The organism is Candidatus Dadabacteria bacterium (assembly GCA_026708565.1).
Lineage (GTDB): Bacteria > Desulfobacterota_D > UBA1144 > Nemesobacterales > Mycalebacteriaceae > Mycalebacterium.
In genome coordinates this window covers 24,701-36,572 of record JAPOUR010000039.1, presented here as the reverse complement: position 1 = coordinate 36,572, position 11,872 = coordinate 24,701, and the positions used below count along the sequence as shown (strand labels likewise).

Here is an 11,872-nt window from a genome sequence, read left to right as displayed (position 1 = left end):
CCTACGCCCCCGCCACGGGAAGGCGCGGGCCCGGCAGGCCGAAAGGCTCAGGTGTCAAGCGCGGGCCGGGAAGACCCAAAGGCTCAGGTGTCAAGCGCGGACCCGGAAGACCCAAAGGCTCTGGTGTTAAACGCGGACCCGGAAGACCCAGAATGGTCGCCGAGGAAACCGCCGCTCCGGCAAAACGCGGGCCGGGCAGGCCGAAGGGCTCAGGCGTTAAGCGCGGACCCGGAAGACCCAAAGGCTCTGGTGTTAAACGCGGACCCGGAAGACCCAGAATGGTCGCCGAGGAAACCGCCGCTCCGGCAAAACGCGGGCCGGGCAGGCCGAAGGGCTCAGGCGTTAAGCGCGGACCCGGAAGACCCAAAGGCTCTGGTGTTAAACGCGGACCCGGAAGACCCAGAATGGTCGCCGAGGAAACCGCCGCTCCGGCAAAACGCGGGCCGGGCAGGCCGAAGGGCTCAGGTGTTAAGCGCGGGCCGGGAAGACCCAAAGGCTCCGGCGTTAAACGCGGACCCGGCAGACCCAGAATGGTCGCCGAGGAAACCGCCGCTCCGGTAAAACGCGGGCCGGGTAGACCGAAAGGCTCAGGTGTTAAACGCGGGCCGGGCAGGCCGAAGGGCTCAGGCGTTAAAGCGGCAACCGCCGTCAAACGCGGACCCGGTAGGCCGAAGGGCTCCGGCGTTAAACGCGGACCCGGCAGACCCAAAGGCTCTGGCGTCAAAGTGGCAACCGCCGTCAAGCGCGGGCCCGGTAGGCCGAAGGGCTCTGGCGTCAAACGCGGACCCGGCAGACCCAAAGGCTCTGGCGTCAAAGCGGCAACCGCCGTCAAGCGCGGGCCGGGCAGGCCGAAGGGTTCGGGCGTTAAACGCGGACCCGGCAGACCCAAGGGCTCCGGCGTCCGGCGCGGACCCGGCAGACCGAAAAAGTCATAACCTTTCCGGAGAAAAAACCGGCGGCTTAAGCCCGCCGGTTTTTTTTGCCCGACCGTGCTGACCGTAAAAACCCTGAAAAAATCGCTCTCCGAAAAACGGAGCGAAATAAGAAAGAAACTCACCGGATTCCGCCGCGTTATCAAACATGCCGACGATGCGGAAATCTTTGAGGAACTCGCGTTCTGCATCTTCACCGCCGGGGCAAGCGCAAGGATGGGGCTCAAATCCATAGCCGCCGTCCGCCCCGTAATCATGTCGGCAAGGTCGGAAAAACAGTTCTCCCGTCTGCTGAAAAAAAACGGCGCGCACAGGTTTCCGAACGAGAGGGCGAGATACCTTCTTCACACCAGAAACTACCTCAGAGACACTCACGGTATGGAGATGAGACGGCTCATAATGTCGTTTGACGACCCGGACAAAAGGCGGGCGTTTTTTGCGGAAACCCCGGACATCAAAGGCATCGGCTTCAAGGAGGCGAGCCATTTTCTCAGAAACATCGGACTGGGCGGATACGCCATTTTAGACAAGCACATAATGAACTGCCTGTTTGAAATGGGAGTGGTTGACGACCCCGCGCCGCCCGCGCGCGGAAAGCGGTATCTTGAGATTGAGGGCGCGCTGCGGCGCTACGCAAAGTGCCACGGGTTTGACATGGACGAGATGGACCTGCTGCTGTGGAGTGAAAAAACGGGAGCGATTCTCAAATAGCAAACTTGACAAAACCGCCCTATCCTTCACCTTTACCGCGCAAATTGGAGACACCTGCCCTATGACTGATTACGAAGCCGTAATCGGACTTGAAGTTCACGCCCAACTCCTCACCGGCTCAAAGATATTCTCGCCCGCCCCGGCGCGCGCGGACACCGATGCGAAGCCGAACACAAACGTTTCCCCCGTCTGCCTCGGAATGCCGGGCGCGCTGCCGGTGCTGAACGCAAAAGCGGTGGAACTTGCCGTTACCGCCGCCGTGGCGACAAACTGCTCCGTTGAAAGGGTCTCGCGCTTTGAGCGCAAAAACTACTTTTATCCCGACCTGCCCAAGGGCTACCAGATATCGCAGTATCAAGAGCCGCTGGCGCGGGGCGGCTGGATTGACATCGGCGCGGACGGGGAGGAGAAAAAAATCCGCATAACGCGCATACACATGGAGGAAGACGCCGGTAAACTCATTCATTCGGGCGCGGCGAGCCTCGTTGACCTGAACCGCGCCGGCGTTGCGCTGATTGAAATAGTGAGCGAGCCGGACATGCGCGAGCCGGATGAGGCGGCGCGGTATGTGCGGCTGCTGCGGCAAATCCTGCGCTATGCGGGCGTGTGCGACGGCAATATGGAAAAGGGAAACCTCAGGTGCGACGCGAACATCTCCCTGCGCCCGGCGGGATGCCAAAGGCTGGGAGTCAAGGTGGAAATCAAAAACCTTAATTCCTTCAAGTTCATCAAAAAGGCGCTTGAATACGAAACGGCGCGGCAGGCCGCCGCATTGCGCGGCGGGGAAGAGGTGATTCAGGAAACCCGGCTGTTTGACCCCGACAGCGGCAAAACCTTTGCAATGCGCTCAAAAGAAGAGGCAGATGACTACAGGTATTTCCCCGACCCCGACCTGCCCCCCCTTGTGGTTGAAACGGAGACGGTTGAGCGGCGGAAAAAAGACCTGCCGGAAATGCCCGCCGAAAAGATGCGGCGGTTTCAAACGGAGTACGGAATAAAGGCGGAGGATGCCGAACGCCTCACGGCGGAGCGCGGTTTTGCGGACTACTTTGAGGCGGCGGCAAGAAAAAGCGGCGCGCCGAAAGAGACGGCAAACTGGATACTCACAAACGTTGCCGGGCGCGAGGACGGCGGAGGGGATTTTGCGGTTTCGGCGGAAAACCTCGGCGAAATGGTGGCGATGATAAAGCGCGGCGAAATAAGCAATGTGGTCGCAAGGGAGAAGGTCTTCCCGCAGATGGCGGAAACCGGAAAGACCGCCGCCGAAATCGTCAAAGAGGCGGGGCTGTCTCAGGTTTCGGACGCAGGGGAGATAGGGAAAATTGCGCGGGAGTTTGTGGAAAAACATCCGAAAGAGGCCGAGAGGTTTCGCGGCGGGGAGGAAAAACTGATGGGCTTTTTTGTGGGCGGGGTGATGAAGGAAACCGGCGGCAAGGTGAACCCGAAAGTGGCGGGCGAGGAACTGAAAAAAATTCTCGGAGGCGAAAAATGAGCAAAAAATGCCTTTTGGTGTTTGAAGACGGAGAGGTCTTTGAAGGAAAAAACTTCGGGGCGCGAGGGGAGAGTTTCGGCGAGGCGGTGTTCAACACCTCAATGACCGGCTATCAGGAAATCCTGACAGACCCGTCCTACAACGGGCAGATAATCACAATGACCTACCCCGAAATCGGAAACTACGGGGTGAACCCCGAAGACTGCGAATCCTCAAAGCCCTTTGCGCGGGGGCTTGTGGTCAAGGAATACTGGGACGAGCCAAGCAACTGGCGCTCCGCGATGCCGCTTCACAAATACATGGAGGAGCACGGGATAGTCGGCATACAGGGCGCGGACACAAGGGAAATCACCCGGAAGATTAGAACCGGCGGCGCGCAGAAGTGCGGCGTTTCAACCGAGGATGCCGACCCGCAAAGTCTGCTGAAAAAAGTCAGGGCGGCGCCGGGAATCATGGGGCTGGACCTTGTAACCGGAGTAAGTTGCAAAACCCCCTATGAGTGGAACAACGGGCAGGGCGGAAGCCCGCCGCGCGGGGGCGGCGGGAAATCCCCGAAGGTTGTCGCCTACGATTTCGGAATAAAACACAGCATAATGAAAAACCTTGCGGACGCCGGCTGCGCCCTGACGGTCATTCCCGCGCAGACTCCGGCAAAAGACGTTCTCGCCCTAAAGCCGGACGGCGTTTTTCTCTCAAACGGCCCCGGCGACCCCGAAGCGGTGCGGTATGCGGCGGACAACATCGGGAAACTTCTCGGCAATGTTCCGGTTTTCGGAATATGCCTCGGCCACCAGATAATCGGCCTCGCGCTTGGGGGGAAAACCTTCAAGATGAAGTTCGGCCACCGGGGGGGCAACCAGCCGGTTCAGCGGCTGGCGGACGGAAAGGTGGAGATCACCTCGCAAAATCACGGGTTCGCCCTTGACCCCGACTCTCTCGGCGGCGACACCCGGATAACCCACATAAACCTGAACGACAACACGGTGGAGGGTCTGGAAAACCGCTCCAAATCGGTCTTCTCCGTCCAGTATCATCCCGAATCGTCCCCCGGCCCGCGCGACTCCTCCTACCTGTTTGGAGACTTCCTGCGGCTGATGGGTTTCTGAAAGTTATGAACATGGCATTCATAATGGACCCGCCGGAGTCTCTGAACCCGGCGACTGACACCACGCTTGTCCTGATGCTTGAGGCTCAGCGGCGCGGGCACGGGGTTTATTACGTGAAGCCCGAAACGCTTGCGGCGCGGGGAGACGCCCCTCTCTGCTCCGCCCGGCGCATACGCGTGAGCGAGCCGCCGGACGATGCAAAAGACATGAGCGGACTTTTCCGCACAGACGCGCCCGAAGAAGCAAACCTCGGAGAGATGGACGCGGTCTGGATGAGAAAAGACCCGCCGTTTGACATGGACTACGTGTATCTGACGCACATCCTCTCGCTTGCGGAAAAACGCGGAGCCGCCGTCATCAACCGGCCGGACGCGATAAGGAAATCAAACGAAAAATTAAGCGCGCTTGAATTCGCGCGCTTCATGCCCGACACGCTTGTCTCAAAAGACACGGAAAGGATTGAGGAGTTCCTCGCCGAAAAGAAAAAAATAGTCGTCAAACCGCTTGACGGTTTCGGCGGAGAGGGAATCGTCCGGATTGAGACCGGCGCGGACGCGCGGCAACTGATAGGGAAAGCGACCGGCGGCGGGCGGGTTTTTGTTATGGCGCAGGAGTTCATACGCGAGGTCTCAGGGGGGGACAAACGGATCATCATGCTTGACGGCGAGCCCGTCGGGGCGGTTCTCAGGCTTCCGCCGGAAGGCGGTTTTATCTGCAATTTTCACTCCGGCGGAAGCCCGGCGAAGACGGAGATAACGGAAAGAGACAGGGAGATATGCGGCGCGCTCGGCGGGCATTTGCGGCGGGCGGGCATATATCTGGCGGGAATAGACATCGTGGGCGGCATGCTTACGGAAATCAACTGCACCAGCCCGACATGCGTGCGCGAAATCAACCGGCTTGAGGGCGCGCGGCTGGAGTCCGATATAATGGATTTCGCCGAAGACCTCATCCGGCGGAAGGGAAAATGACAAAGGAAAAAATCACAAAAGACGAAGTGGAAAATGCGGCAAAACTCGCAATGCTCCGGTTTGACGAAGAGGAGACGGAGCGGTTTCGCTCCTATCTGGCGAAAATTCTTGAATACATGGAAAACCTGAACGGGCTTGACACGGGTGGGGTTGAGCCCGCCTCTCACGCGCTTGAAACGAAAGCGCGGCTGAGGGAGGACGCCGCGGCGGAAAAAAGCGAAGGCGCAACCGCAGGCGCTCCTGAGTCTGCGGACGGCTTTTTCTCCGTGCCGAGGGTGGTGGAGTGAAAGACAGTTTTCCGGGCATAGCCGAAGCGGCGCGGCTCATAAAGGCGGGGGAAGCCTCCCCGACAGACCTTGTCCGCGCGGCGGCGGAGCGCATAGCCGGAATTGACGGCGAACTGAACTGCTTTATCGGATTTGACGCGGACGCGGCGCTTGCCGCCGCAAAAGTTGCGGAAAAAGAGATTGCGGCGGGCGGAGCGCGGGGGGCGCTTCACGGCGTTCCCGTGGCGCTTAAAGACCTGTTCGCGGTGAGCGGCATGCCCCTTACCTGCGGCTCAAGGATTCTTGAAAATTTCGTTCCCGGTTATGACTCCGGCGTTGCCGAACGGCTGAGGCGGGCGGGCGCGGTGATAATCGGAAAAAACAACATGGACGAGTTCGCCATGGGCTCTTCAAACGAGACATCGTATTTCGGGGCGGTAAAAAACCCGTGGGACACGGCAAGAGTTCCGGGCGGCTCAAGCGGCGGTTGCGCGGCGGCGGTTGCGGCGGAAATGTGCTGCGGGGCGGTCGGCACGGACACGGGCGGCTCAATCAGGCAGCCGGCGGCGTTTTGCGGCGTGGTGGGAATGAAGCCCACCTATGGAAGGGTGAGCAGGTTCGGAATGGTCGCGTTTGCGTCATCGCTTGACCAGGCGGGGCCCCTTGCCCGCTCCGTTGAAGACGCCGCAATCCTGCTCGGCGCAATCTCCGGTTTTGACGAAAAAGACTCCACCTCCCGCGACACGCCCGCGCCGGACCTCATTGCGGAACTCAACGGCGGAGTTCGGGGGCTGAAGATCGCCGCGCCGCGCGAGTATTTCAACATCGGCGGCATGGACGGAGAGGTGGAAAACTGCGTGCGCGAGGCGCTCAAAGACATGGAATCCCTCGGCGCGGAAATAGTGGACGTCTCCATGCCCAACACCGGATACGCGGTGAGCGCCTACTATGTAATCGCCCCGTGCGAGGCGAGTTCAAACCTTGCCAGATATGACGGCGTAAGATACGGAAGGCGCGCCGGGGATGCGCAGTCCCTTGAGGAGATGATCGTCAAAAGCCGGAGCGAGGGGTTCGGCGAAGAGGTGAAGAGAAGGATAATGCTCGGCACGCACGCGCTTTCTTCGGGGTATTACGACGCCTACTATCTCAAGGCGCAGAAGGTCAAAACCCTTATCACCGAAGAGTTCTACACCGCATTTGAAAAGGCGGACCTGATAATGACGCCCACCGCGCCGGAGGCGGCTTTCAAACTGGGCGAAAAAACGGGCGACCCGATAAAGATGTATCTGTCGGACGCGCTCACCATCCCCGCCAACATCGCGGGCGTTCCCGCAATTTCCGTCCCGTGCGGGCTCACAAAATCGGGGCTTCCCATAGGCGCTCAAATCATCGGAAGGCGGTTTGACGAGCAAACCGTCATCAGGGCCGCCCGCGCGCTGGAATCAACCGGAAGGTTTGACGGGCTTCGCCCTTCGGGGATTTAGTCTTTGCGCGCCCCCCTGCCCCACACTTCAAGGGCGAGATTGTAAACGGCGTTTTTTGAGGCGCTTCCGGAAACCCCGGCAACCGCCTCCCTGAAACCCGCGCCCCCTTCTTTAAGCGCGGCAAGGCGCGCCTTTATCTCATCTTTTTCAAGAGACGCCCTCCCCTCTTCGGGGCCGCCGACCACTATCACCACCTCGCCCTTCAGCGTCTCCCGCCCCGCAAGACCGTCCGACAACTCGGACAGCCGCCCGCGCAAAACCTCTTCGTAAATCTTGGTCATTTCCCGGCACAGCGCCGCCGGGCGATCTCCCGCCGCCTCAATTATCAGTTTAAGCGCGGACGCCGCCCTCTTCGGCGATTCGTAAACCACAAACGGGCGGGGGGAAGACGCGGCTTCCTCAAGCGCCCTGAGGGCGCGCGCCCGGCCTCGCGGAAGAAAGCCCAGAAAGGTGAACCCCGAAAACGGAAGCCCGCAAACGGCAAGGGCGCAAAGAAGCGCGGACGCGCCCGGCACGGGCGAGACCTCAAAGCCGTTCTCCGCCGCCCGCGCCACAACCCTGTGCCCGGGGTCGGAAAGCAGAGGCGTTCCCGCGTCCGTAACAAGGGCGACGTCCCCCCCGTCTTTGAGTATGCCGACTATTCGCGCAGCCGCCCGCGCCTCGTTGTGCTCGTGGCACGATATGAGGCGGGTTTTAATTCCGTATTTTGTCAGCAGTTTGCGGGTTACCCTTGTGTCTTCGCACGCCACGGCGGCGGCCTCTTTGAGAATTCGCGCCGCCCTGAAGGTGATGTCCTCAAGGTTTCCGACCGGGGTGGCTACTATGTAAAGACGCGGCACGGCTTTATGCTTCCCGTTATCGGGCGGGCTTGCAAACCCTGCGGCGCGTTGACAACACGGGGCGCGGGTGTGATATTAAGGCGGTTTTGTGAGGGGAAAATGGAACTTACCAAAGAACAGGCAAGCAGATACGGAAGGCATTTGATACTTCCGGAGGTCGGTCCCGAAGGGCAGAAAAAACTGCTCGGGGCGCGGGTGTTGTGCATAGGGGCGGGAGGGCTCGGCTCTCCGCTGGCGCTTTATCTTGCCGCCGCCGGGGTCGGCAACATAGGGATAGTGGATTTTGACGTGGTTGATTTCAGCAACCTTCAGAGGCAGATAATTCACGGCGAAAGCACTCTCGGCCAACTGAAGGCGGAGAGCGCAAAAAAGAGAATAGGCGACCTCAATTCCGATGTGCAAGTTACCATTCACAATGAGAGACTGTCATCCGGCAACGCGATGGAGATAATCGGCGGCTACGATGTGGTGGTGGACGGGACGGACAATTTCCCCACCCGCTACCTTGTGAATGACGCTTGCGTTCTTTCTGGCAAGCCCAATGTTTACGGAAGCATTTTCCGCTTTGAGGGGCAGGTGAGCGTTTTTGACGCCAAAAGGGGCCCGTGCTACAGATGCCTGTATCCCGAACCGCCCCCGCCCGGCCTTGTTCCCAGTTGCGCCGAAGGCGGCGTGCTGGGCGTTCTGCCCGGCATAGTGGGCGCAATGCAGGCGGCGGAAACCGTCAAACTCATCCTCGGCACGGGAGAGCCGCTTGTCGGAAGGTTGCTCTTCATAGACGTCCTTGAGATGTCGCCAAGGGAGATGAAACTCCGCAAAGACAAGTCGTGCCCGATATGCGGAGACGCGCCGACCGTTACCGAACTCATAGACTACGAGCAGTTTTGCGGCATACCCGTCGGAGACGAGAGCATCGCGCAGAGCGCCGTGGGCGAGAATGAAATCAGCGTTGAGGAATTCAGAAAACTCTGGAACGGCGGCGACAGCCCCAAACTTGTGGATGTGAGAGAGCCGCACGAACATGAAATCTGCCGGATAGAGGGCTCTGTTCTGCTGCCCCTGTCCGAGATAGAGGGGAGGATGGGGGAGCTGGACTCCGCCGACAGCATAGTCATCCATTGCCACCACGGCGGCAGAAGCCTCAAGGCGGCGGAGTTGCTGATTGAAAAAGGCTTCACAAAAGTCAAAAGCCTTAAAGGCGGAATAGATGAATGGGCGGAAAAATTTGACCCGTCCATACCCCGTTACTGAAGTGGGCGGGGAGGGAGTCGAACCCTCACGGGGGTTGCCCAACGGGTTTTGAATCCGTCGCGTCTGCCATTTCGCCACCCGCCCGGAACTGGAAATATGACGGAAGTTAATTATCCTGTTGCGCGGTGATTTATCAATGAAAGGAAAAAACGCCACATTCGCTTTTCTTGCCGTCTTTGCGGCGGTGTTTGCTTGCGCGGACGCGTTTGCGGCAAAGGGGGACGGCGAGGCGGGCAAACAGTCTTTCATAACGGTCTGCGCCTCGTGTCACGGCGAGGGCGGCAAGGGAGACGGCATTGCGTCTGCGGCTCTCACCCCCAAGCCCAGAGATCTGAGCGATGCGGAATATCTGTCAACATTGACGGACGAGTATTTGTTTGAGGTTATAACCAAAGGCGGCATGGCGGTCGGCAAGTCCGCGATGATGCCCCCGTGGGGAGGGGTGCTCGGAGACGAGGGCGCGTGGAACGTCATTGCCTACATAAGAGAAGATATATGCGGCTGTGAGCCCGCGACAGAGTAGGACGGCAAACGGAGAGGTGACCGAGCGGCCGAAGGTGCACGCCTGGAAAGCGTGTAGGGGGTTTACGCTCCCTCATGGGTTCGAATCCCATCCTCTCCGCCATTTTGCGCCGCAAAAATCTTGAAAACAAAAACCACATTTGCAGACCATGCAATCGCCCTAAACGAGCATCTGGCAACGCTGGGCGACCGGGCGGCGCGGCTGCCTTCCGGCAACAGGATGATGAACCCTTTTGCGCGCGGCGAGGCGCTTCCCATAAGCGCGGATTTCTACCGCAAGTATTACGCCGACACCCGCCCCCGGCATTTGATTTTAGGCATCAATCCGGGGCGGCTGGGAGCGGGGCTGACCGGAGTGCCGTTCACAGACAGCCACCGCCTTGCGGACCCTCTGGGGATAGACTCGCGCGGCATTACGACCCGCGAGCCCTCATCGGTTTTCATATATGAGGTGGTGCGGGCGTGGGGCGGCGCAAGCGCGTTTTACGGCGACTTTTATATCAACTCGCCGCTGCCGCTTGGGCTGGTCAAAAAGAACCCGCGCGGCAACTGGGTCAACTGCAACTACTATGAGACCAAAGCCCTCACCCGCGCCGTGCAGCCCCTCATAGATGAGGCGATGTCGCGCTATATGAGCATGCCCATACTGCGCGATGTCGCATGGTGTCTCGGCATGGGCAAAAACAGCGAATACCTGCAAGCCCTGAATGCGGAGCGCGGCTATTTCGGCGAGATCATTCCCCTGCCCCACCCGCGCTATGTTGTCCAATACCAAAGCCGCCACACGGCGCGGCATCTCCGCGAGTTTATTGAGAAACTTTCAATCAGCCGCCCCTGAAACTTGCAATTAGCCGCAGGTGTAACTTGCAATTAGCCGGATACTGAACTTACAATTAGACGCAAACAAACTTGCAATTAGACGCATACTAAATGAAAATCAGCCGGACTATAAACTTACAATCAGCCGAGGGTTATACTTGCAATTAGACGCAAATAAACTTGCAATTAGCCGAAAGATAACTTACAATCAGCCGTTATGAAAAAAGACACAATTTATAACCGCCATCTCTTGCCGAGGCTTCGGGAGTGTCTGTCCGATTCTCCCGTAACGTTGGTTCACGGCCCCCGCCAGTGCGGGAAAACGACCTTTGCGCGGCGGGCGGGAGAGGCGGACGGCTACGCATACATCAGTTTTGACGATGATGTTCAGATGAAAGCGGCGGCGAATGACCCGGCGGGTTATGTGGCCGACCTGCCGGAGAGAGTTATTTTAGACGAGGTGCAGCGCGTGCCGGGTCTGTTCACGGCTTTGAAGCTGGCTGTGGACAGGGACAGAAGGCCCGGGCGTTTCATTCTCACCGGTTCGGCAAATGTGATGTTGACGCCCAAACTTGCCGATTCTCTTGCGGGGCGCATCAGCATACTCCGGCTGCATCCGCTGTCGCAGGCGGAGATTGCGGTAGGGGAGCCGCGTTTTTTATCCGCCCTGTTCGGCGGAAAGATCAAAGCGGGTTCCGCAAACCGCCGTCTGGGGCAAAAACTTGCCGGTCGCGTGGCAGCAGGCGGCTATCCTGTGGCCCTTGCCCGCAAAACCGCCCGCAGACGGACGGACTGGTATGCGGATTATATTGACACTCTTATTCAGAGAGACATACGCGACCTGTCGCGCATAAAACGGTCGGATGACCTGTTGCGCCTGCTGACGGCGGTAGCGGGACAGACGGCGCGGATGCTGAATGTGTCGGACCTCGCCTCTCCGCTTCAGGTGAGCCGTCCCACAATACGCGAGTATATAAGCCTGTTGTCGCAAATCTTCCTGCTTGAGGAGTTGCCCCCGTGGCACAGCAACCGGCTGAGCCGTCTTGTGAAAACACCGAAACTGCACATTGGCGACACGGGGCTTGCCTGCTCCCTGCTCGGCTTTGACGGTGCCGGGCTTTGGAACGACAGGGAGACGTTCGGACAAATGCTTGAGACCTTTGTGTATCAGGAGTTAAGACGGCAGGCGGACTGCCATGAGGATGCGGTGCGGTTCAGTCATTTCCGAGACAAAGACGGGGTTGAGATTGACATTGTGCTTGAGCACAAGGGCAGAATTTTCGGCGTGGAGGTAAAGGCCTCCTCAACCGTAACAAACAAGGATTTCAAAGCCCTCCGCAAGTTGCGGGATGCGGCGGGAAGAAAGTTTGCCGCCGGGGTGATACTCTATGATGGAGAGGCGGCGGTTTCGTTTGAGAAAGGACTGAGGGCGGCGCCGGTTTCTTGTTTGTGGGAGATGGGGTGAGGGGTTATGGGTTC

At 59.1% G+C, this 11,872-nt stretch carries 11 protein-coding genes and 2 tRNA genes; 11 read left to right on the top strand and 2 right to left on the bottom strand.

Annotated elements, in window-relative coordinates; genetic code table 11:
• Positions 1-989: 989 nt before the first annotated feature.
• The 6 genes from OXF42_05160 (at position 990) to gatA (ending at position 6,962) form a co-directional block, all read left to right on the top strand.
• Entirely contained in the window at positions 990-1,643 is a 654-nt protein-coding gene (locus OXF42_05160; protein ID MCY4047479.1) for a hypothetical protein, read from the top strand.
• A 61-nt stretch (positions 1,644-1,704) separates the two neighbouring features.
• A complete protein-coding gene (gatB, locus tag OXF42_05155) occupies positions 1,705-3,135 on the top strand; it encodes an Asp-tRNA(Asn)/Glu-tRNA(Gln) amidotransferase subunit GatB (protein MCY4047478.1) in 1,431 nt (476 codons plus the stop codon).
• A complete protein-coding gene (carA, locus tag OXF42_05150; GenBank protein MCY4047477.1) occupies positions 3,132-4,241 on the top strand; it encodes a glutamine-hydrolyzing carbamoyl-phosphate synthase small subunit in 1,110 nt (369 codons plus the stop codon). The genes gatB and carA overlap by 4 nt, the downstream gene beginning before the upstream one ends.
• A 5-nt stretch (positions 4,242-4,246) precedes the next feature.
• A complete protein-coding gene (gene gshB / locus OXF42_05145; protein MCY4047476.1) occupies positions 4,247-5,212 on the top strand; it encodes a glutathione synthase in 966 nt (321 codons plus the stop codon).
• A complete protein-coding gene (gene gatC, locus OXF42_05140) occupies positions 5,209-5,499 on the top strand; it encodes an Asp-tRNA(Asn)/Glu-tRNA(Gln) amidotransferase subunit GatC (protein ID MCY4047475.1) in 291 nt (96 codons plus the stop codon). Before gshB ends, gatC begins: the two co-directional genes overlap by 4 nt.
• Entirely contained in the window at positions 5,496-6,962 is a 1,467-nt protein-coding gene (gene gatA / locus OXF42_05135; protein ID MCY4047474.1) for an Asp-tRNA(Asn)/Glu-tRNA(Gln) amidotransferase subunit GatA, read from the top strand. Before gatC ends, gatA begins: the two co-directional genes overlap by 4 nt.
• Here the strand turns inward: gatA and rsmI are convergent.
• Positions 6,959-7,801 carry a 16S rRNA (cytidine(1402)-2'-O)-methyltransferase gene (gene rsmI / locus OXF42_05130; protein ID MCY4047473.1) on the bottom strand — a complete coding sequence of 281 codons (843 nt, stop codon included), beginning with the start codon at positions 7,799-7,801 and terminating at the stop codon, positions 6,959-6,961. The genes gatA and rsmI overlap by 4 nt on opposite strands.
• Before the next feature lie 99 nt (positions 7,802-7,900).
• Here rsmI and moeB point away from each other — a divergent pair, with 99 nt between their 5' ends.
• Entirely contained in the window at positions 7,901-9,052 is a 1,152-nt protein-coding gene (gene moeB, locus OXF42_05125) for a molybdopterin-synthase adenylyltransferase MoeB (protein MCY4047472.1), read from the top strand.
• 2 nt (positions 9,053-9,054) lie between these two features.
• Here the strand turns inward: moeB and OXF42_05120 are convergent.
• Positions 9,055-9,136 (bottom strand) — tRNA-Leu (locus tag OXF42_05120).
• Positions 9,137-9,188: 52 nt separating this feature from the next.
• On the opposite strand from OXF42_05120, the gene OXF42_05115 reads away from it, so the two are divergent.
• From OXF42_05115 to OXF42_05100, 4 genes are all read left to right on the top strand, one after another.
• On the top strand, positions 9,189-9,575 hold the full coding sequence (locus OXF42_05115; protein MCY4047471.1) for a cytochrome c: 387 nt from the start codon (positions 9,189-9,191) through the stop codon (positions 9,573-9,575).
• 10 nt (positions 9,576-9,585) lie between these two features.
• A tRNA-Ser gene (locus tag OXF42_05110) sits at positions 9,586-9,677 on the top strand.
• Between the two features lie 18 nt (positions 9,678-9,695).
• Positions 9,696-10,412, top strand: coding sequence for a DUF4918 family protein (locus OXF42_05105; GenBank protein ID MCY4047470.1), 717 nt, complete (start codon positions 9,696-9,698; stop codon positions 10,410-10,412).
• Between the two features lie 198 nt (positions 10,413-10,610).
• Positions 10,611-11,858, top strand: coding sequence for an ATP-binding protein (locus tag OXF42_05100; GenBank protein ID MCY4047469.1), 1,248 nt, complete (start codon positions 10,611-10,613; stop codon positions 11,856-11,858).
• Positions 11,859-11,872: the final 14 nt, after the last annotated feature.

Bases quoted from the DNA above. Each gene is read 5' to 3' on its own strand.
- gshB (MCY4047476.1), top strand. From the start codon at position 4,247: ATGAACATGGCATTCATAATGGACCCGCCGGAGTCTCTGAACCCGGCG.
- gatC (MCY4047475.1), top strand. From the start codon at position 5,209: ATGACAAAGGAAAAAATCACAAAAGACGAAGTGGAAAATGCGGCAAAA.
- moeB (MCY4047472.1), top strand. From the start codon at position 7,901: ATGGAACTTACCAAAGAACAGGCAAGCAGATACGGAAGGCATTTGATA.
- gatB (MCY4047478.1), top strand. From the start codon at position 1,705: ATGACTGATTACGAAGCCGTAATCGGACTTGAAGTTCACGCCCAACTC.
- OXF42_05115 (MCY4047471.1), top strand. From the start codon at position 9,189: ATGAAAGGAAAAAACGCCACATTCGCTTTTCTTGCCGTCTTTGCGGCG.
- OXF42_05100 (MCY4047469.1), top strand. From the start codon at position 10,611: ATGAAAAAAGACACAATTTATAACCGCCATCTCTTGCCGAGGCTTCGG.
- carA (MCY4047477.1), top strand. From the start codon at position 3,132: ATGAGCAAAAAATGCCTTTTGGTGTTTGAAGACGGAGAGGTCTTTGAA.